The sequence below is a fragment of the Serratia liquefaciens genome (genome assembly GCF_027594825.1).
GTDB classification, from domain to species: domain Bacteria; phylum Pseudomonadota; class Gammaproteobacteria; order Enterobacterales; family Enterobacteriaceae; genus Serratia; species Serratia liquefaciens_A.
Genome location: NZ_CP088930.1, coordinates 1,256,972 through 1,282,910, shown reverse-complemented (window position 1 = coordinate 1,282,910; position 25,939 = coordinate 1,256,972). Strand labels below are relative to the sequence as shown.

At 58.6% G+C, this 25,939-nt stretch carries 18 protein-coding genes; 13 read left to right on the top strand and 5 right to left on the bottom strand.

Going from position 1 to position 25,939, the window contains the following annotated elements:
- Positions 1 to 22 precede the first annotated feature (22 nt).
- Positions 23 to 517 carry a DUF1097 domain-containing protein gene (locus LQ945_RS05805; RefSeq protein WP_270102492.1) on the top strand — a complete coding sequence of 165 codons (495 nt, stop codon included), beginning with the start codon at positions 23 to 25 and terminating at the stop codon, positions 515 to 517.
- Position 518: 1 nt separating this feature from the next.
- On the opposite strand, the gene LQ945_RS05800 is transcribed toward LQ945_RS05805, so the two are convergent.
- The gene (locus LQ945_RS05800) at positions 519 to 1,502 is read right to left on the bottom strand and encodes a LacI family DNA-binding transcriptional regulator (protein WP_044552618.1); all 984 of its coding nucleotides are present in this window, start codon (positions 1,500 to 1,502) and stop codon (positions 519 to 521) included.
- 270 nt (positions 1,503 to 1,772) lie between these two features.
- On the opposite strand from LQ945_RS05800, the gene idnO reads away from it, so the two are divergent.
- The 3 genes from idnO (at position 1,773) to elaB (ending at position 3,991) form a co-directional block, all read left to right on the top strand.
- Complete coding sequence (idnO, locus tag LQ945_RS05795; RefSeq protein ID WP_044552617.1) at positions 1,773 to 2,537, top strand: gluconate 5-dehydrogenase; 765 nt, start codon at positions 1,773 to 1,775, stop codon at positions 2,535 to 2,537.
- A 24-nt stretch (positions 2,538 to 2,561) separates the two neighbouring features.
- On the top strand, positions 2,562 to 3,593 hold the full coding sequence (idnD, locus tag LQ945_RS05790; RefSeq protein WP_044553008.1) for an L-idonate 5-dehydrogenase: 1,032 nt from the start codon (positions 2,562 to 2,564) through the stop codon (positions 3,591 to 3,593).
- An 86-nt stretch (positions 3,594 to 3,679) separates the two neighbouring features.
- The gene (gene elaB / locus LQ945_RS05785) at positions 3,680 to 3,991 is read left to right on the top strand and encodes a stress response protein ElaB (RefSeq protein ID WP_044552615.1); all 312 of its coding nucleotides are present in this window, start codon (positions 3,680 to 3,682) and stop codon (positions 3,989 to 3,991) included.
- 43 nt (positions 3,992 to 4,034) lie between these two features.
- Here the strand turns inward: elaB and LQ945_RS05780 are convergent, their stop codons facing one another.
- Positions 4,035 to 12,677: a GH36-type glycosyl hydrolase domain-containing protein gene (locus LQ945_RS05780; RefSeq protein ID WP_270102491.1), complete on the bottom strand. Its 8,643-nt coding sequence runs from the start codon at positions 12,675 to 12,677 to the stop codon at positions 4,035 to 4,037.
- A gap of 287 nt (positions 12,678 to 12,964) precedes the next feature.
- Between LQ945_RS05780 and menF the strand changes: the two genes are divergently transcribed.
- The 6 genes from menF (at position 12,965) to menE (ending at position 20,175) form a co-directional block, all read left to right on the top strand.
- The gene (menF, locus tag LQ945_RS05775; protein WP_270102490.1) at positions 12,965 to 14,257 is read left to right on the top strand and encodes an isochorismate synthase MenF; all 1,293 of its coding nucleotides are present in this window, start codon (positions 12,965 to 12,967) and stop codon (positions 14,255 to 14,257) included.
- Between the two features lie 252 nt (positions 14,258 to 14,509).
- Complete coding sequence (gene menD / locus LQ945_RS05770; protein ID WP_270102489.1) at positions 14,510 to 16,183, top strand: 2-succinyl-5-enolpyruvyl-6-hydroxy-3-cyclohexene-1-carboxylic-acid synthase; 1,674 nt, start codon at positions 14,510 to 14,512, stop codon at positions 16,181 to 16,183.
- Positions 16,183 to 16,950: a 2-succinyl-6-hydroxy-2,4-cyclohexadiene-1-carboxylate synthase gene (gene menH / locus LQ945_RS05765; RefSeq protein WP_270102488.1), complete on the top strand. Its 768-nt coding sequence runs from the start codon at positions 16,183 to 16,185 to the stop codon at positions 16,948 to 16,950. The genes menD and menH overlap by 1 nt, the downstream gene beginning before the upstream one ends.
- Before the next feature lie 11 nt (positions 16,951 to 16,961).
- A complete protein-coding gene (menB, locus tag LQ945_RS05760) occupies positions 16,962 to 17,819 on the top strand; it encodes a 1,4-dihydroxy-2-naphthoyl-CoA synthase (RefSeq protein ID WP_262242312.1) in 858 nt (285 codons plus the stop codon).
- 11 nt (positions 17,820 to 17,830) lie between these two features.
- Positions 17,831 to 18,802: an o-succinylbenzoate synthase gene (menC, locus tag LQ945_RS05755; RefSeq protein ID WP_269935921.1), complete on the top strand. Its 972-nt coding sequence runs from the start codon at positions 17,831 to 17,833 to the stop codon at positions 18,800 to 18,802.
- The gene (gene menE / locus LQ945_RS05750) at positions 18,790 to 20,175 is read left to right on the top strand and encodes an o-succinylbenzoate--CoA ligase (protein ID WP_270102487.1); all 1,386 of its coding nucleotides are present in this window, start codon (positions 18,790 to 18,792) and stop codon (positions 20,173 to 20,175) included. Before menC ends, menE begins: the two co-directional genes overlap by 13 nt.
- 47 nt (positions 20,176 to 20,222) lie before the next feature.
- On the opposite strand, the gene katA is transcribed toward menE, so the two are convergent.
- Positions 20,223 to 21,659: a catalase KatA gene (gene katA, locus LQ945_RS05745; RefSeq protein ID WP_122079897.1), complete on the bottom strand. Its 1,437-nt coding sequence runs from the start codon at positions 21,657 to 21,659 to the stop codon at positions 20,223 to 20,225.
- 334 nt (positions 21,660 to 21,993) lie between these two features.
- Here katA and LQ945_RS05740 point away from each other — a divergent pair, with 334 nt between their 5' ends.
- Positions 21,994 to 22,536, top strand: a complete 543-nt coding sequence (locus tag LQ945_RS05740) for a YfaZ family outer membrane protein (protein ID WP_044552602.1) — start codon at positions 21,994 to 21,996, stop codon at positions 22,534 to 22,536.
- 50 nt (positions 22,537 to 22,586) lie between these two features.
- Here LQ945_RS05740 and tyrP read toward each other — a convergent pair whose 3' ends face one another.
- The gene (tyrP, locus tag LQ945_RS05735) at positions 22,587 to 23,795 is read right to left on the bottom strand and encodes a tyrosine transporter TyrP (protein WP_041414776.1); all 1,209 of its coding nucleotides are present in this window, start codon (positions 23,793 to 23,795) and stop codon (positions 22,587 to 22,589) included.
- Positions 23,796 to 24,039: 244 nt separating this feature from the next.
- On the opposite strand from tyrP, the gene LQ945_RS05730 reads away from it, so the two are divergent.
- Together LQ945_RS05730 and LQ945_RS24845 are read left to right on the top strand one after the other, a co-directional pair.
- Complete coding sequence (locus LQ945_RS05730; RefSeq protein ID WP_270102486.1) at positions 24,040 to 25,236, top strand: nicotinamide mononucleotide deamidase-related protein YfaY; 1,197 nt, start codon at positions 24,040 to 24,042, stop codon at positions 25,234 to 25,236.
- Positions 25,237 to 25,463: 227 nt separating this feature from the next.
- Complete coding sequence (locus LQ945_RS24845) at positions 25,464 to 25,616, top strand: Hok/Gef family protein (protein ID WP_122079895.1); 153 nt, start codon at positions 25,464 to 25,466, stop codon at positions 25,614 to 25,616.
- A 62-nt stretch (positions 25,617 to 25,678) separates the two neighbouring features.
- Here the strand turns inward: LQ945_RS24845 and yfaE are convergent, their stop codons facing one another.
- Entirely contained in the window at positions 25,679 to 25,939 is a 261-nt protein-coding gene (yfaE, locus tag LQ945_RS05720) for a class I ribonucleotide reductase maintenance protein YfaE (protein ID WP_044552597.1), read from the bottom strand.

The window sequence follows — 25,939 nt, the reverse complement described above, 5'->3', positions numbered from 1 at the left end:
TTTCTTTGCTGCGGGTCAGTTTATGAACGTTATTTTTGCCATTGCTGTGACTACCGGGATCCTCTCCGGCGTGTGGGGATGGGTAGCTGTTAGCCTGGGGCTGATCAGTTGGGCCGGTTTTCTGGGCTGTACGGCCTATTTTGCTTGCCCGCAGGGGGGCCTGAAAGGGTTGTTGATCAGCACGCTGACCTGCTGCAGCGGGGTATTTTGGGCGATGGCGATCATTCACGGCAGTGAGCTGGCACCCGGCTGGAGCCTGCTCGGTTATCTGCTGACCGGCGCGGTGGCTTTCCTGATGTGCATTCAGGCAAAACAGCAGTGGTTGGGTTTTGTGCCCGGCACCTTTATCGGCGCTTGCGCTACCTTTGCCGGCGGCGGCAATTGGTCTCTGGTGACCCTTTCCCTGTTGGTGGGGCTGGTGTTCGGCTACGCGATGAAAAACAGCGGCCTGTGGCTGGCGGCGCGCAGCGAAAAACCGAAACCGGCGGCCGCTGTTACCGAACATGTTAACCGTTGAATTAAATGGTGCCGCCGAGTGAGATGCGGTAGTGCAGATCAACGCGCTCAATGCACGGCACCCCTTTAATGCGTTTCAGCAAGATCTCAGTGGCGACCTTGCCGATATCAAACCTGGGTGTGATCACGCTGGCGATGCCCGGCGTGGTGGCTTTGCCGATATCCAGACCGTGGAAGCCCGACAGCGCGATGTCCTGCGGAACCCGCAGCCCCAGCCGCAGACACTCCTGTAACACCCCAACCGCCAGATCGTCATTGGTGCATAAGATAGCGTCCAAATCCGGGTAGAGCTGCCGTGCCATGGCCAACATGTCGGAGCCGACCGTCACCGACGAAACACGGTGCGGTGTGATTTGGCGCGGTGTCAGGCCCTGTTTTTCCATTGCCCGGCAATAGCCCTGGAAACGTTTGGTGTCGCGTGCATCGGACATGGCGCCAAAATAAACCACCTGACGTTTACCGCTGGCGAGCAGCGCTTCGGTCATGTCGTAACCCGCCTGGAAGTTATCGAACCCCACGGCGATCCTTCCTTCCGGGCCTTCCAGATCCATCACCTGCGCCACCGGGATTTTGGCCGCCGTCAGGTATTTTTCTGCCCGCAGAGTATGTTCCGAATCCGTCAGGATCAGCCCGGCGATCGGGTAAGCCAGCAGTTGGACGATATGTTCTTCTTCGCGCTGCCGACTGTAGTCATAGTTCACCACCAGCGTTTGATAGCCCTGTTCCAGAGTGATGGATTCGATACCGGCCAGCAGATCGGCGAAAATTTGGTTGTTGAAGGAGGGGATCAAGACGCCAATGCGCGGCTTTTGCGTCGAACGCGCCTCATCGCTGTCGGTAAAGTTTACTTCCTTCATCACCTGGGCAATTTTCTCGGCGGTTTCGGCCGCCACCTTTTCCGGCGTACGCAGATAGCGGCTGACGGTCATTTTGGTCACGCCGGCGAGCAGCGCAATATCTTGCAGCGTGACGCGTTGGTTCTTCATTCTGAGGCCTTAACGGGGTGGGGCGGCGAAATCGCGAATAACGCCATGTTAACAAATCGATTTGGCGATAACAATCGACGTTATAAAGTATAAAAATCTTATTTTTCAATGAAATGTATGCATTTTCCTTCCTGTGCGCTTGCGTGGCTTCACGTTAAAGGTAACAGGTTTTAGTAACACTGTTTTAAGTGATCGGTATCACGTTTTTGCCGGCGGCGATCCGCTGAGATAGGCGCCTGTCTTATCGGAATAACACTGCCGGGGAATGCTATGAACAACTTATTTTCACTGGATAATAAAAAAGTACTGATTACCGGCGCTTCTCGGGGCATTGGTTTTCTGCTGGCGCGCGGGCTGGCGGAGTACGGCGCTCACATATTGGTCAATGCGACCACCGAGGAAAACGCCCAGCGAGCCGTTGAAGCACTGCGCCGTGAGGGCTTCCGTGCCGATGCTGCGGCCTTTGATGTCACTAACTCCCAGGCCATTCATGCCGCCATTGAGAAAGTTGAGGCACAAAGCGGCGGGATCGATGTGCTGATCAACAACGCCGGCATACAACGACGCCACCCGTTTACCGAATTTCCGGAAAAAGACTGGGACGACATTATCGCCGTCAACCAGAAGGCGGTATTTATGGTGTCGCAAGCGGTAGCCCGCCATATGGTGCAGCGCCAAAGCGGTAAAATCATCAATATCGGCTCGATGCAGAGCGAACTGGGCCGCGATACCATCACGCCCTATGCCGCCTCCAAAGGGGCGGTGAAAATGCTGACGCGCGGCATGTGCGTTGAGCTGGCGCGCTACAACATTCAGGTCAATGGTATTGCTCCGGGCTACTTCAAAACCGAAATGACTCAGGCGCTGGCGGACAACCCAGAGTTTACCGCCTGGCTGACCAAGCGTACGCCGGCTGCCCGTTGGGGCGATCCACAGGAGCTGATTGGTGCGGCGGTGTTCCTGTCGTCCAAAGCCTCGGATTTTGTCAATGGCCACCTGCTGTTTGTCGATGGCGGGATGTCCGCTGCGGTATAACCGCCTGCTGATGAGAACATGATGATGAAAATTCAAACCCAATCCTGCGTGGTCAACGGCAAATATGACGTGGCGGTAGTGGAGCAGGAGGTCGATTACCAGGGCAGCGGCACGCTGGTGAAAATCACCCGCGGCGGCATCTGCGGCTCAGACCTGCATTATTATCAGGAAGGCAAGGTCGGCAGTTTTCAGGTGCGTCAGCCGATGGTGCTGGGCCATGAGGTGATCGGTGAAGTGGTCGCCAGCGACACGGCTCGGCTGCCCGTTGGCCAGAAAGTGGCGTTAAACCCCAGCAAGCCCTGTGGGCAGTGCAAGTATTGTCTGGCAGAGCAGCAAAACCAGTGTATCCAGATGCGATTTTTCGGCAGCGCGATGTATTTTCCACATGTTGACGGCGCTTTTACCCAGTACAAGGTGGTTGATAGCGCGCAGTGCATTGCGTTCGACGCCGATTGCGACGAGAAGGTGATGGTTTTTGCCGAGCCGTTGGCGGTGGCGATACATGCCGCCAGGCAGCCCGGTGAAGTCAAAGGGAAAAAGGTGTTTGTGTCCGGCGTCGGCCCGATAGGCTGCCTGCTGGTGGCGGCGCTGAAGGCGTTGGGTGCCGAAGAGATTGTCTGCACCGATCTCAGCCCGCGTTGCCTGGATATCGCTGGAGAGATGGGGGCATCCCGCTGTCTGCACGCCGGCAATGACGATTTCAGCTTCTATCAGCAGGAAAAAGGGTATTTTGATATCGCTTTTGAAGTCTCCGGGCACCCTTTGTCGTTGCAGCGCTGTCTGGAGATCACCCGCGCCAAGGGGACGGTGGTGCAAGTCGGTATGGGAAGCAGCTTCCCGGATTTCCCGCTGATGTTGTTGATCGCCAAAGAGTTGAATCTGCTGGGATCCTTCCGATTTGTTGAAGAGTTTGCCCTGGCGGTGGCGTGGCTGGCCGAGGGAACAGTCAATCCGCTGCCGCTGCTGTCCGCCGAGTTTGACAATCGTCAACTGGCTGAGGCGCTGACGTTTGCCGGTGACAAGAGCCGTGCTGCCAAAGTCCAGTTGGTATTCTGATTTTAGCCGTCAGTCTGATGGCGGGGATCGGCGATCCTTGTCTATAGTTAAGGGCCGTTTCATTTTTTAAACACGGAGAACTTAACATGGCGAGAAATACGGATGCGGATCAAACCACGCTCGATGACGATTTGAGAATGCTGAGCGACACGCTGGAAGAAGTGTTGAAGTACTCCGGCGATCGCGCCGATCAGGCCTATATCGATATCAAAACTCATGCCGAAGAGGCATTGAGTGAGGTCAAATCGCGGTTGGCTGACACCACCGAGTCCTACTATGCGCGCGCCAAGGACGCCGTTTGCCGTACCGACGGTTACGTGCGTGAAAATCCCTGGTGCAGCGTAGGGATTGGCGCAACGGTTGGCCTGGTGATGGGCTTGTTGCTGGCGCGTAAATAACGGCCTGTAGACGTTGGGCGCGGCATCCGCCGCGCCCCGATATTTACTGCCCTAATGTCACTTCCACCTGATGGATTTTGCCATCGTCTATCAGCGCTATCACGGCCTCCGACTGTTTTTCACCGTCGACGCTAACCTGTGCCGCGCCTTGCCCCTGACGAACAACCAACCGATATTCGCTGCTACCCTCCCGGTAGTTAAGCGTCACCTGTGGCCAATCCGCCGGCAGGCGGGTGTTGACGCTCAGCCGATCGCCATGGCGTTTCAGACCCAGCAGTGACTCGAGGATCAGCCGATACATCCAACCGGCAGAGCCGGTATACCAGCTCCAGCCGCCGCGACCGACGTGCGGCGCCACCGCGTAAATATCGGCGGTAACCACATAAGGTTCGACCTTGTAGCGTTCGGCGGCGGTGCTGTCCAGGCTGTGGTTGATCGGGTTGATCAGCGCCATCAGTTCCCAGGCGCGTTCGATATTGCCCATTTCGGCGAAGGCCATCACTGCCCACACCGCGCCATGGGTATATTGCCCGCCATTTTCCCGCACACCGGGCAGGTAGCCGCGGATATAGCCCGGGTTGGGGCCGTTGCCGTCGAAAGGCGGCGTCAGCAGCTTGATCAAGCCGGCCTGGGTGTCGACCAGGTGTTTATCCAACGACTGCATCGCCTGCAGGCTGCGCGGCTCATCACCGGCACCGGACAGCACTGACCAACTTTGGGCGATGGCGTCGATACGGCACTCCGCCGACTGATGAGAGCCCAGCGGTTCCCCGCTGTCGAAATAGCCCCGGCGGTACCATTCGCCGTCCCAGGCATGGTCACGCAGATTATTGCGCAGCATATCGGCCTGCTGGCGGCACAGCGTTGCCAGTTCGTCGTCATGACGCGCGGTTGCCAGCTTGCCGTAACGCTGCAGGATATGGAACAGGAAGAAGCCAAGCCAGACGCTCTCGCCACGGCCCTCCAGACCCACCATGTTCATGCCGTCGTTCCAGTCACCGGCCCCCATCAGCGGCAGGCCGTGTTCGCCGAAGTTCAATCCGTGTTTTAACGCCCGGACGCCGTGCTGGTACAAGGTTTCTTGCGTGGCGCTTTGCGCCGGTTGTTCATAGGAAGACTCCTCGCCGGGGGCCAGCTTGCGCGCCTCCAGATAGCCCACCTGTTCATCCAGGATGCTCCGATCGTCGGTGGCGTCCAGATAGTGGCAAATGGCCAGCGGCAACCACAAATAGTCATCCGAACAGCGGGTGCGCACGCCATTGCCCTGCGGCGGATGCCACCAGTGCTGCACGTCGCCTTCGACAAACTGGCGCGAAGCGCACAGCAGGATCTGTTCCCGCAGCCGTTCCGGGGCGGCGTGAGTCAGCGCCAGGGTATCCTGCAGCTGATCGCGGAAGCCAAAGGCACCGCCGGATTGGTAGTAACCGCTGCGCGCCTGAATACGGCAGGCCAGGGTCTGGTACAGCAGCCAGCCGTTGGCCAGCAAATCAACGGCCGGTTGCGGCGTACCTATTTGCACTTTGTTGAGAATAGCGTCCCAGTGCGCAGCCACCTGTTGCAGCTCATCCTGCAGGTTGTCTTCTTGGAGGTATTTGTGCAGCAGGGCTTCGGCTTCTTCGGCGTTTTGCCCTAACCCTAGGGCGAACACAAAGCTGCGCTGATCGCCGTCGATCAGGCTGATGGCCGACTGCACCGCACCGCACGGATCCATACCGGCGCCAACTTTGTCAGACAGGCGTCGCAGTTTTAGCACCGCAGGATTGGCCAGCGAACCGTTACGACCGATAAATTCACGCCGATCGCCGGTGAGCGAACAATGCGCCCCCGATACGCCGAAGAACGCGGTGCGATCCGATCCGTTACCCCCGTAGTGGTTGGTTGCCAGGATACCGCAGCCGTTTTCAGACGTAGCCGCCTGGGTGACGATATGCATGGCCGACTTTTGCCGCAAATCGCCGAGGATAAACTCCACATAACCGGTAGCCGAGAGCTTGCGGGTGCGTCCTGAGGTGTTGGTCAGCGTCAGCAGGAACAGTTTTACCGGTGCATCTTTAGCCACCAGCAGGGTGAACTGGCTGTCGATACCGCTTTCGCGGTGATCGAAAACGCTGTAGCCGAAACCGTGACGGGTCAGGTAATGGCCGCGGCCCCGTGCGGGCAGCGGTGTCGGCGACCAGAAATGGCCGCTCTCTTCGTCGCGCAGATAGAAAGCTTCGCCGCTGCGGTCACAGATGGGATCGTTGTCCCAAGGGGTCAGACGGTATTCGTGGGCGTTTTCGTACCAGGTGTAGGCCTGGCCGCTCTCCGAAACCACCGAGCCGAACATGGGGTTGGCCATTACGTTCGACCAGGGCGCAGGGGTGATCTTGCTTTCGTTCATCGCAATCACGTATTCGCGGCCATTCTCCGAGAAGCCGCCGAGACCGTTATAGAACTGCAGTGCGGCAATGTCAGGCAACTGCGGCGAATGCAGGTTGCGCGGCAAATTATCCACCGTTGCCAGTTTCGACGAGGCGGTCACCGGCGACAGCGGCTGCTGCAGGATCTGCGGCAACTGCAGTCGCTGGTTGAGCTGCTCCGTTAAACCGCCGCGCCGATCGTCGAGATAAATACGCGCGACGCTGAGCAGCAGACGATGATCTTCCGGTGACATATGTTCGCTGGTGCGTACGAAGATGCCGCCCGGCTTATCGGTTTGGGTCGACTCCATGCCGGCGGCAATCAGGCCCATGATCTGGTTCTGCAGATCCTGACGGTAGCCGCCGATGTCCTCATTGAGGATCACCAGATCCACCTGCAACCCTTTCAGGCGCCAGTAGTTGTGTGCCTGGATCAGTTGCCGAACCAGCTCGATGTTTTCGCCGTCGGTTACGGTCAGCAGCACAATCGGCAGATCGCCGGAGATTGAATACCCCCACAGCCCTGACTGACCACGGCGGTTGTTAATGATTTCGCTGCTGGCGGCGCGCATTTCCTGCGCCGGGAAGACCACCGCGCTGGCCAGACGATTGAACAGGTTGGCGTCATCCTCATTGGCATTTAACTGACGCAGTACCACCTGGCTGTGCGACCATGCCAGTTCAAACACGCGGTCTGCCAAATGGCGATCGCGGTATTTTTCCAGCATGGCCAGGCCGCTGGCGCGGTCTTCACTGACGCCATAGAAGATATCCAGCGTCAGCGGTACGTTCGGCTCCAGGACCACGCGCTGACGGATAGCGATGATCGGATCAATGACCGGCCCGGCGCTGTTGCTCAATGGGGTATTTTGATACAGCTCCTGCGGATTGGCCGGGGTGCGGCCGCGGCCGATAAATTTGGCGCGGTCGGTTTCGAACGACGTCTGGCTGGTGCGGCCTTGCACCGTCATCATGTGCAGTAACCACGGGCATTTTTCTTTCGGCTCGCGCGGGCGGCGGTGGCACAAAATGGCGTCCTGATCCGGCAACAGTTCGGTTTGCACGAACAGGTTGCTGAACGCTGGGTGGGCCAGATCATTGCCGGCCGGTGCCAGCACCACTTCTGCATAGCTGGTGATTTCGATGGTACGCGGTTGCTTGCTGCGGTTGACCAGCGTCACGCGGCGCAGCTCAATATCATCTTCCGGCGATACCACCACCTGCGTTTTCACTGACAGCGACCCCTGCTGACGCTGGAACTCGGCCCCGGCGTCGTTGAACACGGCGCTGTACCCCTTGGCGGCGCCGCCAATCGGTTGCCAGGTATTGCTCCAGACCTCACCGGTTTGCGGGTCGCGCAGGTAACAGAAAGCGCCCCAGTTATCGCAGGTGGCGTCTTCGCGCCAGCGGGTCAGGGCCAGGTTCTGCCAGCGGCTATAGCTGCCGCCGGCCTGAGTGAGCATCAGGTGATAGTTGGCGTTGGACAGCAACTGCACTTCGGGGATCGGGGAGTCCACCCGGTTGAATTCGCGTGCGGCGAAGCTGGCCGGGGTGATGGTCCCCTCGTGGGTTTCGAAATGGCGGCGGGTGCTGTACAGCTCGACCGCATCCGGCACCCGTTCCTGCAGCAGCAAACGCGTCGACTGGAACGCCGGATACTCAGCGAAGCGTGCCACCATCGGCGCATCCAGCAACAAATGCGACAGGGCAAGGAAGCTCATGCCCTGGTGGTGCGCCATATAGGAACGGATGATCACATACAGTTGACCCCGGCTGAGGCGAGCGGTGGTGTAATCCAGCGCTTCGTAGAAGCCGTAGCGGCCTTTGGCCCCATTTTTCTCCAACGTAATCAGGTTATTGCAGGCGGCGTCTGGTTCGACAATCAGCGCCATCACCGTGGCGTAAGGCGCGACCACCATATCGTCACCCAGCCCGCGTCGCAGGCCCAGCCCCGGAACGCCAAAGGCGTGATACTGATAGTTTTGGTCAGCGTCGAAACCGAAGTAGCCGGATTCGGAAATGCCCCAGGGAACGCCGCGTTCCTTACCCCAGGCAATTTGCCGCGCCACCGCCGCATGGCACATCTGCACCAGCAAGGAGTCAGGGTAGGCGGGCATCACCAGCTGCGGCATCAGGTACTCAAACATCGAACCACTCCACGACATCAGCGCGGGTTCGTGGTCGATCACGGTGAACAGGCGGCCAAGTGCAAACCAACTGCGCTGCGGCACCTGGTTGGTGGCGATGGCGACGTAGTTGGTCAAACGGATCTCGGAGGCCAGCAGATCGTATTTACTGCTGTCCATCTTGTTTTGATCGCAGTTAAAGCCAACGCTCAGCAAATGGGTCGATTCGTCATACAGGAAGTTGAAGTCCATTTGCGCCATTTTTTCCAGCCGCTGCTGCAGGCTTTGCAACTGCGTCAGACGTTCCTGCGCCAGGGTACCCGCCGCGCTCAGCTGATTTTGCTGTTCTGGCGACAGCGTCAACTGGCCTGGCGGGTTAGCCAGCCAGTGCAGGCTGGGCACCTGCTCCAGTTCGGGCATGCCGTCACTCAGCCAGCCGAACCACTGCGTCCATTCGGCACAGAGTTCGTTAAGTTGCTGGTGCACGGCTCCGGCCCAGCGTTTGGTTTCCTCATCATGATTCAGCGCCGGTTCCTGCAGCCCGTTGCTGTAGTTGCGCATGGCGTTCAGTTCCGCCAGCAGGGCGGCCGGGTGGCTGTGATGGGCCTGTTCCCAATGGTTGCGCAGCTTCGACAGATTTTTCGGTGCGGCGTCGCCCCAGTGCTGCTCCAGCAGTTGCAGGCTGTCGCCGAGGCCGGTCAGCACCCGCAGCGGATCTATGGCCGGCTGGTGGGCCAGTGCCGGCAAGCCGGCGCTGAGCGTCAGCAGGTGGCCGGCCAGGTTGCCGCTGTCGACGCTGGAGATATAACGCGGGTTCAGCGGCTCCAGGGTGCGGGTGTCGTACCAGTTGTACAGATGACCGCGATAGTGCTCCATGCGATCCAGGGTATTGAGCGTTAGCTCGATGCGCCGCAGTGCTTCGCTGAGCGTCAGATAGCCGAAGTCATAGGCGGTGAGGTTAGCCAGTAACGACAGCCCGATATTGGTCGGTGAGGTACGGTGCGCCACCACCGGCTCCGGTATTTCCTGGTAGTTATCCGGCGGCAGCCAGTTTTCCTGCTGGTTGACGAAGGTATTGAAGAAGTCCCAGGTTTGACGGCTGGTGTGGCGCAGAAAGCGCCGTTGTTCATCATTGATTGCGGTTTTGCTGCGTTGCGGTTCCCGACTGAGGTAATACAGCAGGAAAGGTGACAGGATCCACAGAGTGGCGAACGGCAAGGTGATAAACAGCGCCATTGGGTTATGCAGGAAGCTAAACAGCAGCAATGCGACGCCCGCTAGCGGGTTGATCCACATCGCGCGGTAGAAGTTTTCCAGCGTGACCTGCTGGCGAGCCCTGGATTGATCGTAGCTGGTCCACTCTTGCAGGTTGCGTTTGCTAATCAACAGTCGCCACAGGGTCACGACGATCGCTTTCAGGCTGTACAGCGTTTCATGCGGCAGCGTCGCCAACCGCAGTCCGATTTGTGCCAGGCGATGCAGCGAACCGTTCAACGCCAACAGCAGATGTTGCAGGAAAGATCTGCGCGGCGGTTTACGCAGGATATCCTGTGCTAACGCCAACAGGGTCGGTAACAGCAGAATAAGGGCGAACACCCCGAACCAGTAACGGGTGTTTGGCAGCCAGACAAAACCGCAAAACAGCAACAGCAGCAGGCTGGGGGCAGCTAGGCTGCGGCGCAGGTTATCGAATAGCTTCCAGCGCGACAGGGTGCTCAGCGGATTGGCGGTGCGGGTACCGTCCTCGGTTTTCACCCGTGGCAGAAGCCAATTGAGCAATTGCCAGTCACCACGGATCCAGCGCGTGCGGCGCGCGACGTCCACCAGATAGTTGCTGGGATATTGCTCGTACAGCAGCACGTCGCTCAGCAGGCCGGAACGGGCGTAGCAGCCCTCCAGCAGGTCGTGGCTCAGTACCAGGTTCGCCGGGCAGGTGCCTTTCAGGCTGTGGGAGAACACGTCCACGTCGTAAATGCCTTTGCCGATGAACGAGCCTTCGCCAAACAGGTCCTGATAGATATCCGAAGCCATCAGCGTATAGGGATCATTACCCGGCGTGCTGCTGCACAGGGCGGCGTAACGGCCCTGGCCGTAGCTGGGGATTTCTTCGGCCATGCGCGGTTGCAAAATGGCATAGCCTTCCACCACCCGTTGCTGGCGTGCATCGTACTGAGGCTGATTGAGCGGGTGCGCCATGGCGGCGATCAGCTGATGGGCGCTTTCGCGCGGCAGGACGGTATCGCTGTCGAGCGTAATGACGTATTTGACGTTTTTCAGCACCTCCAGCCCATCGCCAATCTGCGTGCAGAAGGCGTTACCTCGGTTGCGCAGCCAGTCATTCAGCGCATTCAGTTTGCCGCGTTTTCGCTCCAGCCCCATCCAAACGCCCTGTTTTTCGTTCCATTCGCGGTCGCGGTGGAACAGGAAAAAGTGGCTGGGCCCCTCGCAAGGGTAGCGTGCGTTCAACGCTGCCATTTGCCGGCAGGCGTAGTCCAGCAAGGCGGCGTCGTCCGCATGCCGTTGCTGGGGCGCATCGTTGAAGTCGGTGAGCAGGGCAAAGTGCAGATGCTTCATCGCGTTGCCCAGATAACAAACCTCAAGCGTATTGATCAGTGTATCGATGCCGTTTTTGCTGTCGATTAACGTCGGGATCGCCACCAGAGTGCGGAATTCAGCGGGAATACCGCAGGAGAAATCGAGCCTTGGCAGAGACTGTGGCGTGCGGCTGCGGGTGGTGACCTCGCTGAGCAGATTGAGCACAAACTGGCTGACCACGATAGCCATTGGGAAGAACAGCAGCACCAGTCCCCAACTGATGCCGGTGCTGTAAGCGTGCCGCAGCAGTTCCGCGCAGATGGCGGTGGTGATCAGGCTCAGGCTGCCGAGCCAGGAAAGCAGCGGTGCCTGACTGAGCGCATGGCGCAGTTGGGTAATGCGTCCGAGTTTTACCTCTAATTGCTGTTCCAGCTCAGGGCGACCATCGTCAATCAGGTAATAGCCGATGTGGTTGCGGCGAGGATCGCTGGATGGGTCTTCAGCCGCCACGCGCGCCATATTAAGCACGTGTTGAGCGACCTGGACTTCATTGTGCGGACAGTGGCGTGCCAGCATTTCGATCACGTGGCGATAGTTGTCTCGGGTTGTGAAATGCATCAAGGGATAAACCCCCGCCGGATCTTCACGCAGGGTCTGTTCTACCTGGCTCATGGTTTCGACAAATTCTGCCCAATCCATTTCGCTCAGCTGGCGCAGGCCGGAAATACTGTTGCTGACCGACAGTTGGCTGACGGCCAACTGCTGGTTAAAACGGTGGATCAATTCATCCGAGGTCAGGCTGACTTCCGCCAGCCGCTGCTCTACCCAGGTGAGCGGCAGCGCCAGCATGGTACCGTGCCCCTGCAGGCGGCGGACCAGCTCGGCGACAAAGGCGCTGGTGCGTGGGGGATTGGATCGCGCCATATCGGCGATCACCACGATCAGGTTGGCCGGATCGTTTTCCGCCGACTCCAGCATTTTCGTCACCCAGCTGTCGGCCAGATTCCGTTCCTGCTGGGCCTGCGCGACTTCCACGCTGACGCGGCGCAGGTTTTCGATCAGCGCCAGGCGCAGCATGCCGGGCAGCGCCCAGAGTTCGCCGAGCGTCAGATTGACTTCTTTTTGGTAGGCGGCGATATACCGCGTGAGGCTTTCGGCGTCCCAGTGGCCGTCACCGTGCGCGATGGCTTCGGCAGCCACGTCATAGATCCGCGGGCAGTTATGCGGCGGCGCCAGCTGTGGCAGACCGCGACCGAAGGTTTTCGGCAAGTGGTGGCGCACGACGCGGATTTGTTCTTCAATCAGATAGTAATTGTCCAGCAGCCATTCGCCGGCGGGAGTCATGCTGGCTTTCTTGCCGTTGCTGAGCTGGTGGCAGCTTTCCGCCAGGGTGCGTTCGTTATCGTCCAGCCGTTTCAGCAGGTAGTAGGGCGTTTTACGCGTCGCCAGCTTGTGGGAACGCGCCAGGCGTTGCCCGTAGCGCTCCATCTGATCGACAGAAAACAGCTCTGCCTTAATGGCGCTGCCGCTGTTGTCAGGGGCGTCTTTTTGACGCCGCAGCGGCAAAGATTTAATTTTAGAAATTTTACGCTGTTTTTTTAACCAATTGATTAGTATTTCTTTCACACAAAAGCTCCTTACATCTGACCCAAAGGACAGCCGGTGAAACCGCTGGGAGAGCGTGAACATCCTGTTTTTAACGCCGGGAAGATCTGGCGTGGGTTCACAGCAGGCAGGAACATGCTTTCTCAGTATAGTCGGACAATGCATTATTGGCCGCTTTTTGAGCTAATTGTTTAATTTTTATAAACAATTTGCGGGCCCTGCTGTGAGCGTCACGACGCTATTTTTCCGTCGTTGATCCTTGATTTGCCGTATAATTCCCTACATTAAGTTTGGTTATTGAGGTGGCCGTGGAACAACTTTCGGCATTGCTGGGGCGATTACGCCGGCAGCTTGAGCAACATTTTCCTGCTGAGAGCGGCTTTCGCCAGCTTTCACTTCCCGTTCCCGCACCCTTGGCCACTCCCTTGCTGGCATGGTTGGCGGCACAGCAGACATTCCCTCAGTTTTACTGGCATCATCGCGACGGGCATGAAGAGGCCGTGGTCTGTGGTGCATTGCGCCTGTTTACCCAATCGGAACAAGCACAGGCATTTCTCAGGGCGCATGAAGATGCGCGTGTGTGGGGGCTGAACGCTTTCGACGGTACGGCGCATTTATTTTTGCCGCGTCTGGAAATTCTCAGCCGCGAGGGTGAAGCACGATTAACGCTTAATCTGTTTTCTGAAAGCTCGCTGCACGAGGATGCGCTCATCGCCAAGCGCTGGCTGGAAAATAGCGTGGCTGCACAGCCTATAACGCCATTAAAGGCGGAAGTGAGAAAGGTGCAGCATCAACCGGAACGCGCCGGGTGGGAAACCATGTTGCACGAAGCGCTTAAGGCGATAGATCGGCAACAGATGGAGAAGGTGGTGTTGGCGCGCAGTACGCTACTGACGCTGGATGGTCCGCTGTTTGCGCCGGCGATGATGGAAGCCAGCCGCAGAGTGAATCACCGATGTTACCACTATATGCTGCGATTTGATGCAGATTCCGCCTTTCTCGGTTCCAGCCCGGAAAGGCTGTATCTGCGCAAGGGGCATCATCTGCTGACCGAAGCCCTGGCAGGTACCGTGGCCAATCACCCCGAGAATCAACAGGCTCAGGCCCTGGCGCAATGGTTGCTGCAGGATGGCAAGAACCGGCGTGAAAACCTGCTGGTGGTGGACGACATCTGCCAGCGCCTGCAAGGGGGAGCTAATGCCGTGGATGTACTGCCGCCGGAAGTTGTGCGTTTGCGTAAGGTGCAGCACCTGCGGCGCCGTATTGAAGGCCGGCTGAAACGTGATGACGATGCCGATTGCTTGCATCGGTTACAGCCCACGGCGGCGGTCGCCGGGTTGCCGCGTCAGGCAGCGCGTGAGTTTATCCTGCAGCACGAACCCTTCTCGCGCGGCTGGTATGCCGGTTCTGCCGGCTATTTGTCCGCTTCCCGCAGCGAGTTTTGCGTATCGCTACGCTGCGCGCAGTTAGACGGTGACCGGTTACGGCTGTACGCCGGTGCCGGTATCGTGGCCGGTTCCGACGCCGCCGAAGAGTGGCAGGAGATTGAAAACAAGGCCGCCGGGTTACTGACATTGCTGCAGCCAGACGCTTTACCCTGAATTTCCCTGCTTGGGTTACGGATTTATTGAGGGAACGGCGCGGTGAGTGTAAACTGCGTGTGATTTTTATGTTTATTTTTTGTTCTAAATCAATTGATTGTCTACCATAAAGTCACCGGGATGTACGGCGTTTTTGCGCTGGCGCAAAAGTCGTAAAGATAACTACTCATATAATGCAGAACATCATTTTTGGCATGCCGCCGATCGGCGGGTGCCAGAGGCAGATTCTGTTAACCGACTTGTGAGCGAACTATGTCGACAAGTGTTTTTAATCGCCGGTGGGCGGCGTTGCTGTTGGAAGCGCTGGCTCGCCATGGAGTGCGGCATGTTTGTATCGCTCCGGGATCGCGCTCTACGCCTTTGACGCTGGCTGCGTCGGCCAACAAGTCTTTTATCTGCCATACCCATTTTGATGAACGTGGGCTGGGCCATTTGGCGCTTGGCCTGGCGAAGGCATCGCGAGAGCCGGTGGCGGTGATCGTCACTTCCGGCACCGCGGCCGCCAACCTTTATCCTTCCCTGATCGAAGCCGGTCTGACCGGCGAACGGCTGGTGTTCCTCACTGCCGATCGTCCGCCTGAACTGATCAATTGTGGTGCCAATCAGGCGATCCGTCAAAACAGCCTGTATGCCAGCCACCCAACCTTGAGCCTCGACTTGCCGCGTCCGACGACCGACATTCCCGCCAGTTGGCTGGTTTCCACCGTCGACAGCGCCATAGCGCGCTTGCACCACGGTGCCCTGCATATTAATTGCCCCTTTGCCGAACCGCTCTACGGCGGTGATGAGCAGCAGTACGAGGATTGGTCCGCGACGCTTGGCGACTGGTGGCAAGGCAGCCAGCCCTGGCTGCGGGAAATGGATCCTCACCAGGTGCTCAAACAGCCGGACTGGTTCTTCTGGCGGCAAAAGCGGGGCGTGGTGGTGGCGGGCCGCATGAGTGCGGAGGAGGGCGAGCAGTTGGCGCAGTGGGCCGACATGCTCGGCTGGCCGCTGATTGGCGATGTTTTGTCTCAGACCGGGCAACCGCTGCCCTGCGCCGATTTATGGCTGGCGCAACCGCAGGCGCAAAAGCGGCTGGCGGAGGCGCAACTGGTGGTGCAGTTCGGCAGCAGCCTGACCGGTAAACGCCTGCTGCAGTGGCAGGAACAGTGCCAGCCGCAGGAATATTGGTTGATCGACGATTTACCGGGGCGGCTAGATCCGGCGCACCATCGCGGGCGACGTATTCGTTCCAGCGTGGCGCAGTGGCTTGATCTGCATCCAGCCCAGCCTCGCACCCCTTGGGCAGATGAGCTGGCGCAGCTGGCGGACAACGCGCTGGACGCGGTCTCAGGTCATCTGGTCAACCGCTTTGGCGAGGCGCAGTTGGCGCACCGCCTGCCGGAGCTGCTACCGGAAAACGGTCAGCTGTTCCTCGGCAACAGCCTGATCGTGCGCCTGATTGATGCCTTGACTCGATTGCCGGCGGGTTACCCGGTGTTCAGCAACCGCGGTGCCAGTGGCATCGACGGCCTGATCTCTACAGCTGCAGGCGTGCAGCGGGCCACCGCCAAACCAACGCTGGCGGTAGTGGGGGATCTTTCCGCCCTGTACGACCTGAACGCGCTGGCGCTGCTGCGTCAATGCTCTGCGCCAACGGTGCTGATCGTGGTCAATAATAATGGCGGCCAGATTTTTTCATTACTGCCAACGCCGGAAGAAGACCGGCAGCGCTTCTACTGCATGCCGCAGGACGTGGAGTTCAGTCATGCCGCAGCGATGTTCCAACTCGCTTACGCCTGCCCGGAAAACTGGGGACAGTTGCTGCAGGCGGTGGAACAGGGGTGGCGCCACGGCGGTGCCACGCTGATTGAGCTGCAGGTGCCGCCGAGCGAGGGTGCACAAACGTTGCAGCATCTGGTGCAACAGATGGCGGAGCAATAATGCTGGCGACAAAAGTCTTGCAACAGGGTGAAGCCGATCGCCCCTGGTTAGTCTGGCTGCATGGCCTGTTGGGCAACAACAATGAATGGCGGGTGATCGCTTCCCGCTGCCCGGAGTGGCCGTCGCTGGCGATCGACCTGCCGGGCCACGGCGATTCCGTTGCGGTGACCTGCAGCAGCTTTGACGATATCAGCACGCAAATCAGCAGCACCTTGCAGATGCACGGCATCGAACGCTATTGGCTGGTGGGCTATTCATTGGGTGGGCGCATAGCCATGTACCACGCCTGCTGCGGCGACACTACCGGCCTGCAAGGGGTAATTATTGAAGGCGGAAATCCCGGACTGGCCGATCCGGCCCTGCGTGCTCAACGTCTGACGCACGATGCGGCCTGGGCCGAACGTTTCCGCCACGAACCTATTGAACAGGTGCTGGCGGACTGGTACCAGCAGCCGGTCTTCGCCAATCTCAGCGCGGTGCACCGCGATGCGCTGATCGGTGCCCGCAAGGACAATTCCGGTGCGGCAGTGGCGGACATGCTGGAAGCCACATCGCTGGGCAAACAGCCCTGTCTGGTGCCGCAATTGCAACGGCTGGCGATACCGCTGGTGGTGTTGTGCGGCGCCGACGATCACAAATTTCAGCAGTTGGCGCGTGACGCCGGGTTGCCGTTACGCATCGTGCCGCAGGCCGGGCATAACTCGCACCTGGCCAATCCGCAGGATTTCGTCGCCGAACTGCGCACTTTTCTCGTTAACCCTGGTTAAAGGAACAGAACATGCTCTATCCGAATGAAGAACAGCTGTACGCCGCCATCGACTGGCAGGATTGCTCCGGTGATTTCGAAGATATCCTGTACCACAAGTCCAGCGACGGCATCGCTAAAATCACCATTAACCGTCCGCAGGTGCGTAATGCCTTCCGGCCGCACACGGTGAAAGAGATGATCGAAGCGCTGTCCAATGCCCGCTACGACGATGGCATCGGCACTATTATCCTCACCGGCGCCGGCGACAAAGCCTTCTGCTCCGGCGGCGATCAGAAAGTGCGCGGCGACTACGGCGGTTATCAGGATGAAAGCGGCGTGCACCATCTGAACGTGCTCGACTTCCAGCGCCAGATCCGCACCTGCCCGAAACCCGTGGTGGCGATGGTTGCCGGCTATTCGATCGGTGGCGGTCACGTATTGCATATGATGTGCGACCTGACCATCGCGGCGGATAACGCCATCTTCGGCCAGACCGGGCCTAAAGTGGGGTCGTTCGACGGCGGTTGGGGCGCTTCTTACATGGCGCGCATCGTCGGCCAGAAGAAAGCGCGCGAGATCTGGTTCCTGTGCCGTCAGTATGACGCTGCCGCCGCGCTGGACATGGGCCTGGTCAACACCGTGGTACCCTTGGCGAGCCTGGAAAAAGAAACCGTACGCTGGTGTCGTGAAATGCTGCAAAACAGCCCGATGGCGCTGCGCTGCCTGAAAGCGGCCCTGAATGCCGACTGCGACGGTCAGGCCGGTCTGCAGGAGCTGGCGGGTAACGCCACCATGCTGTTCTACATGACTGACGAAGGTCAGGAAGGGCGCAACGCGTTCAACGAAAAACGCCAGCCGGACTTCAGCAAATTCAAGCGTAATCCGTAATGAATGCTCCGATCCGTAACGCCGCCGTTTACCGTTACAGCCTGCCGATGGAGGCTGGCGTGGTGCTGCGCAACCAGCGGCTGAAAACCCGCGATGGTTTGCTGATCCATCTGCAGCAGGGCGGGCAGGAGGGCTGGGGTGAGATAGCGCCGCTGCCGGAGTTCAGCCAGGAAACGCTGGCGCAGGCCGAGCAGGCTGCGCTGAGCTGGGTACAGGACTGGCAAGGCGGGTCGTTGCCGCCAGACAGTCCGTTGCCTTCGGTGGCGTTTGGCACCAGCTGCGCGTTGGCAGAATTGGAACAGCGGTTGCCGCTGCAGGCCGATTACCGCAAAGCGCCGCTGTGTACCGGCGATCCTGACGAGCTGTTCGCGGTATTGACCGCGCTGCCGGGAGAAAAAGTTGCCAAGGTGAAGGTTGGGCTGTATGAGGCGGTGCGCGACGGCATGATAGTCAACGTCTTGCTGGAAGCCCTGCCCGATTTGCGTCTGCGGCTGGATGCTAACCGCAGTTGGACACGCGCCAAGGCGGACGGGTTTGCTAAATACGTGGCACCGGCGCTGCGTGAACGCATTGCTTTCCTTGAAGAGCCTTGCAAAACCCGTGATGAATCGCGGGATTTCGCGCTGGCGACCGGCATTGCTATCGCCTGGGACGAAAGCGTGCGCGAGGCGGATTTTGTGGTACAGGCCGAACCGGGCGTGGCGGCGATTGTCATTAAGCCAACCTTGACCGGCAGTCTGGCTCGTTGCCGTACGCTGGTGGAACAGGCCCATGCAGCGGGGTTAACAGCGGTGATCAGCTCCAGCATCGAATCGAGCCTGGGGTTGACGCAACTGGCACGCATCGCGCACTGGCTGACGCCGAACACCGTTCCTGGGCTCGATACGCTGGATCTGATGCAGGCGCAGTTGCTGCGCCCCTGGCCGGAGAGCACATTGCCGCTGTTGGATCCGCAAGCGCTGGAGTGTTTATGGCGCCGTTAAACGACTGGCCGTGGCGGCACTGGGCGCAGCGACGGCCGCAGGCGACGGCGGTGATGGTGGGGCACCAGCCGGTGAGCTGGCTGGTGTTGCGCCGTCAGGTGGATAAGCTGGCGGCAGATTTTCAGCATCAGGGCGTCGAGCCTGGCAGTGGCGTGGCGTTATGCGGCAAGAACAGCTACCCGTTGCTGCTGGCTTATTTGGCGCTGTTGCAGTGCGGCGCGCGCTTGCTGCCGTTGAATCCGGCGCTGCCCGCGACCCAGTTGGCGACGCTGTTGCCTGACCTGGATATCGATTTTGCTTTCAGCCCGGATCGGTTGCCGATCTTACCGGCAACGATCATCCCTTTAACCCCTCCTTCTACTGAATCTCGCTGGCTGAATCCGCCACGCTGGGATGCGCAACGGTTGGCGACGCTGACCTTGACCTCCGGCTCCAGCGGCAGACCAAAGGCCGCTGCGCACAGCTATGCCGCGCATCTGGCCAGCGCTGAAGGCGTACTGCGGCTGATGGACTTCCAACCTCAAGACCGCTGGCTGCTGTCGTTGCCGCTGTTTCACGTTTCCGGCCAGGGCATTGTCTGGCGCTGGCTGGCGGCGGGAGCCGGGCTGACGGTGCGTGATATGCATCCTCTGGCTGACGCATTGGCTGGGTGTACCCATGCCTCGCTGGTGCCGACACAGCTTTGGCGTTTGCTGGCGCAGCCGTTGGCGGCGCTGACGCTGAAAAAAGTGCTGCTCGGGGGGGCGATGATCCCGCCAGAGCTGACCGCGCAGGCGGAGGCGGCAGGCATTCGCTGTTGGTGCGGCTACGGCCTGACCGAACTGGCTTCTACGGTATGTGCCAAGCGTGCCGACGGGTTGCCGGGCGTTGGGCTGCCGCTGGTCGGTCGGGAAATTAAGCTGGTGAATGAAGAGGTGTGGATCCGTGCGCAGAGTCTGGCGCAGGGATACTGGCAGCACGGTGCGCTACAGCCACTTGCCGATGATCAAGGCTGGTTTCATACCCGCGATCGCGGCGCTATGGAACAGGGTGAACTGCGGATCATAGGTCGATTGGATAACCTGTTCTTCAGCGGTGGGGAAGGCATTCAGCCGGAGGATATCGAACGCGTGCTGGCTACTCATCCGCAGATCTTGCAGGTGGTGGTGGTGCCGGTGGATGATGCCGAGTTTGGCCAGCGACCGGTGGCGATTATCGACAGTGGGGCGCCGCTTTCGCTGGAAGAGCTACTGGCCTGGTCACAGGATCGTCTGGTGAATTACCAACGGCCGGTTGCATTGTTGGCGATGCCTGCCGAGTTGAATAACGGGGGGATCAAAATATCCCGCCGTCAGCTGCAGCAATGGGTGGCTGAACAGGTATTGCGTCGATAAAAAAGGCCGCCCACTTCACGCAGGCGGCCTAAGCTGATAAAGCGAGGTTATTTCAGGCCCAGCGCTTTGGCTACGCCGGCGCCATAGTCCGGATGTACCTGGGTGAACAAATCGACCTGACGGCGCTGGATCTGTTCCGGCACCTGCGACAGTTCACCGGCGATGCGGGTGAACATGCGCTGGTGTTCTTCGGCGCTCAACAGGTTGAACAGCGCACGCGGCTGGCTGAAGTAATCCCCGTCTTCACGGTGATTCCAGTGGTCGGCGGCACCTTCAATGCTCAACGGTGGCTCTCTGAAGTCCGGTTGCTCCTGGAACAGGCCAAAGCTGTTTGGCTCGTAGGTGGCACCGTTACCGCTGTTGCCGTCCACGCGCATCGCACCGTCGCGGTGGTAGTTGTGGAACGGGCATTTTGCACCGTTAACCGGGATTTGATGATGGTTAACGCCCAGACGGTAGCGGTGTGCGTCCCCGTAAGAGAACAGACGGCCTTGCAGCATTTTATCCGGTGAGAAGCTGACCCCAGGCACTACGTTGGCTGGGTTCAACGCCACTTGTTCCACTTCCGCGAAGTAGTTTTCCGGGTTGCGGTGCAGCTCGAAGAAGCCAACGTCGATCAGCGGGTAGTCGCCGTGCGGCCATACCTTGGTCAGATCGAAAGGGTTGTATGGCGTCTGCGAGGCTTCGTGCTCCGGCATGATCTGAATCTGCAGTTTCCAGCGCGGGTAATCACCGCGTTCGATAGCTTCATACAAATCGCGCTGTGAGCTTTCACGGTCTTTGGCGATGATCGCTTCCGCTTCGTCATCCATCAGGTTTTCAATGCCTTGTTCGCAGCGGAAGTGGAATTTAACCCAGAAGCGCTCGTTGTTGGCATTGATAAAGCTGAAGGTGTGGCTGCCGAAGCCATGCATATGGCGGTAGGATCTCGGAATGCCGCGGTCGCTGAAGTCTATGGTCAACTGGTGCAGGCTTTCCGGCGACAGCGAGAAGAAATCCCATTTATAAGTCGGGTTGCGCAGATTGGTACGCGGATCGCGTTTGACCACGTGGTTAAGATCGGGGAATTTCAGCGGGTCGCGCAGGTAGAACACCGGGGTGTCGTTACCCACCAGGTCCCAATTGCCTTCCTCGGTATAGAACTTCATCGCAAAACCGCGAATGTCGCGTTCGGCGTCGGCGGCCCCGCGCTCACCGGCTACGGTGGAGAAGCGGATAAACATGTCAGTTTGCTTGCCGATTTCAGAGAAGATTTTTGCGCGGGTGTACTGGGTAATATCGTGGGTGACGGTAAAAGTGCCGTAGGCGCCGGATCCTTTGGCGTGCATGCGGCGCTCGGGGATCACTTCACGGTCGAAGTGAGCCAGCTTTTCCAGGAACCACACGTCCTGCAGCAGCATCGGGCCGCGTTTACCTGCGGTGATCACGTTATTATTATCGACAACCGGGGCCCCGGCTGCGGTGGTCAGTCCTTTCTTGCTCATCACTTGCTCCTTATCGTATTGCAATTGAGTGAAGACTCGGGCGACTCAAGCTTTCATCATAATCCGCCAGGGCGTTCTCACCCTGACCCTAATCAATGCCACTACTAGTTGTAGACCTATTGAACGGACTCGGCAAATAGGTCTGGGTTATCGTTGCTATTGCCGCCCGGGAGGACGCTTTTACTTGCAAAACTTTACATTCGTTTGATTACAGAAGAATTTTTTCGCTTTTATCCCTTAAGGACTGGTTGTGGTTTGGTATAGACTCGTGACGGTATTATTACGGGTTAACTCATATCATTCTTAATGGATGAAGTAGCAAGAGGGATAGACGATGAAAAAGACTTTGGTCGCCTGCGCGGCAAGCATGCTGTTTATGACCGGTGCGGCGAACGCTCTCAGCCTGTCGGGTGAAGCCGGCAAGCATTACACCAACCTCGGCTTCGGCCAGGATACCGGCACCTCCGGCCTGGGGTTGACGGGTAACTGGGCCCGCAGCGATCATAACGGCAACGTTGGCAGCCTGGGGCTGAACTTCGGCCTGCCGCTGGGTCCGTTGACCGCAACGGTAGGCGGCAAGGCGCTGTATCTGAGTCCGAAGGACGGTAAGAGCGGTGGCGCTTTGGCGCTGGGCGGCGGTCTGGACTGGGCTATCAGCCGTTCCTTCAGCCTGCATGGCGAAGGCTATTTCGCACCTGAGTCGCTGACCAGTGGCGTGAAAGCATACAGCGAGGCCAGCGGCGGCCTGCGCTGGAATGTTTTCCGCCCGCTTAGCGTAGATGTGGGTTACCGCTATATTCAGATGCAGGGGAAGGACGGGCGTCGCGACAATACGTTGGCCGATGGCCCTTATGTTGGCGTGGGTCTGAGCTTCTGATACAAACAACAAAGGGGCCAATTGGCCCCTTTGTTTTATCGAAAAATCTACTAGCCGACGGCCGGCAGGATCCCGCTGGCGATGCCCACCTGAATGGCAATCACCGTCACCCCGCAGACAAACACCACCGCCAGTGCTGGAGTGCCACCCCAGACACGGTATTTCGCCTGGTGCTGTTGACGCGTTTTCCACACCAGCATTGACGGCAACAACAACGCCAGCACTGCCAGCGCGATGGCGGCAAAGCCCAGTGCCAGTACAAAACCGCGCGGGTAGAACAACGCGAAAGCCAGCGGCGGCAAGAAGGTGATGGCACCGGTCTGCAGACGACCGCGTACGTTATCCTGGCGCTTGAACAAGTCGGCCAGGAAATCAAACAGCCCGAGCGCCACCCCGAGGAATGAGGTTGCCAGCGCCAGATCGGCAAACAAATGCACCGCCAGTTCGACATGTGGGGAAGCCACGACGTCGCGTACCGCCTGCAACAGGCCGTTCAGACCGGCTTGCTGTGCCAGGATACCGACGAAAGTGGTGGAGCTGATGCTGCCGAGCGTGGCCAACTGCCAGAAAATATAGGCTATCAGCGGAATGGCGCTGCCGATAATGAACACCCAACGCAGTTTGCGGATGTTGCCGCCCATGTAGTTCACGATGCTTGGCACGCTGCCGTGAAAGCCGAACGATGTGAAGATCACCGGGATAGCCGACAGCGCCAGCCCTTGCTCCAGTGGAAGCGTCATCAGGTTGGTCTGGTGGATATTGGGCAGCATCAGGCCCAGCATGACAATCAGAAACACCACTTTGGCGCTGAACAGAATACGGTTAAACAGATCGACCGAATGCGTGCCGATGCAGACTACGCCGCCTGCCACCAGAGTAAACAGCAATACGCCGAGCGTGGTGGGGAAGTCCTGCGACGTCCACTGGCTGATGCTGGCCGCCAGCAATTCACCGGCGCCGCTGATATAGGCGGCAGTCAGGGCATACATCAAAAACATCATGCTGAAGCTGGTCAGCCACTGGCCGCCGCCGCCAAGGTAGCGTTTTGCCAGGGTACCGAGGCCGGTATCCGCCTGTTCATGTTGATAGACTTCGACCAGCAGCAGCGCGGTATAACACATCAACAGCCACAGTCCGACTAACAGAGCCAGGGTGACGCCGAAGCCTACACCGGCGGCTGCCAACGGCATCGCCAGCATTCCGGCGCCGATGGTGGTTCCTGCTACGATAAATACACTGCCAAGCGTGCGATTTTTCACGTTTTTCTCTATCAACCAAAGATTTTGGAAAATTATAGGTAACTGATTCTAAGTGCGGCAGGATAGTTGATGGAATATTTCGTGTCAAACGGGCGTTACGGGGTGTGTTAACTTATCTTTACGATATTGCAGGCTGCGCTATGCCGCAAAAAAGTGCCTTTGACTGAAATTAACCGGTGGTGCCTAGTGAAAACTTATTTACAGGCTTCTATAGTGGAAAGATCGGAAAATGTGGGAGAGATCAATGTTAAGGGTGGAGATGCTCAGCACCGGTGATGAGGTGCTACACGGGCAAATTATAGATACCAACGCCGCCTGGCTGGCAGACTATCTGTTCCAGCAGGGCATGCCGATGAGCGGCCGTGAAACGGTGGGGGACAGTCTCTCCTCTCTGATCGAAACATTACAGGAACGCAGTCATATCGCCGATGTGCTGATCGTTAACGGCGGCCTGGGGCCGACCAGTGACGATCTCAGTGCTCAGGCGGCAGCGACCGCCTGCGGCGTCGAGCTGGTTGAGCATGCTGAATGGATGGCGCATATAGAAGCTTATTTTGCCGAACGTGGCAGGCCGATGGCGGCCTCAAACCGCAAGCAGGCGCAGATCCCCGCTACCGCCGAGATGCTCGATAACCCGGTTGGCACCGCCTGTGGTTTTGCCTTGCAGCTGAACCGCTGCATGATGTTTTTCACACCTGGCGTGCCTTCCGAATTCAAAGTGATGGTCGAACAGCAAATTGTGCCGCGCCTGCGTCAGCGCTTTACCTTGCCGGCGCCACCGCTGTGTCTGCGGTTGACCACTTTTGGCACCTCGGAAAGCGATCTGGCCGCTGAGCTGGACAGCATGCCGCTGCCGCCGGATGTGGTGTTGGGCTATCGTTCCTCCAGCCCGATCATTGAACTGAAGCTGACCGGCCCGGTTGCCCAGCGTGCGGCGATGGAGCAAGCGTGGGAGCGGGTTCGTCAGGTTGCGGGTGATAACACCCTGTTTGAAGGGACTCTTGGGCTGCCGGCAGTGCTGACACAGCGGTTAAATCAGCAAGGGCTGAAGCTGGCGCTGAGCGAACAGTTCAGCGCCGGGCTGATCAATCTGCAACTGCAAAGCGAAGGGGCGCCGTTGGCCGGTGGCGAATTGTTACCGTCGCACTGCGTGGAAACGCTGGAAACCACGTTGGCTCGCGCTCGTTCGTTGGCGGAATTGACCGGGGCGCAGTTGGCATTGGCGGTCAGCGCCATGAGCGGCGATCGGGTGAGCATTGGGTTGCATACGCCGAAAGGCAGCATCGGACAGACGGTACGCTATCGGGCGGCGCGGCACAGCCTGCGGTTACGGCAAGATTCAGTGGCGATGCTGGCGCTAGACATGCTGCGGCGATGGCTGAACGGCGGGCCGGTATGCGGCAGGAATGCCTGGCTGGAAACGCTGGAGATTATTGAATAGAGAAGGCTTGATGGCAGTGATATATCCCTTATTAATCATAATATTATAAGGGGTTATCGCGCTGGGTTCAGGCTGTTACAATCGCTGCGGGTGCTTGAGACTGTTCGTCTTGAGCATTGTGTGGCAAGGCGGATAGATGAAAGCCCCAAACTGACTATCAATCAGAATGGGGCTGCCCTAACGCCTAGACACCGTTATGGTAGCCCCTTCACAGCAAGGAGGCAAGCATGCAGTTAAAGCATGTGTTTCACTCGTTAGCCGTTGTATGTATTACTATTTTGGTATTTATCTGGATGATAAGAGACTCACTGTGTGAGCTGAAAATCTATCAGGAAAGTATCACGATACTGATCAGGCTGGCTTGTGATGTGAAGCGGTAAATCATAGGGCGGGGGTAACCCCGCCTTCTGGTCTCCAGGCAGGGTTTCAGGCACCCAACCTTTTAGATTTCCAGCTCGATATCCGTCAGCGGCACACAGCAGCAAGGCAGGATCTCGCCCTCGTTGATAAACGCCAATGGCTGTTGGCGGTAGGTCACTTCACCTTTCACCAGCTTCAGGCGGCAGGCGCCGCAGTAGCCGGAACGGCACTGATACTCTACCTCGACGTCGTGCAATTCGAGCACGTCGAGCAGGCAATTTTCACTTTTGGGGCAGGCAAGCTGCGCACCTGTGGTACGCAGCGTCACGATTGATGATGCCAT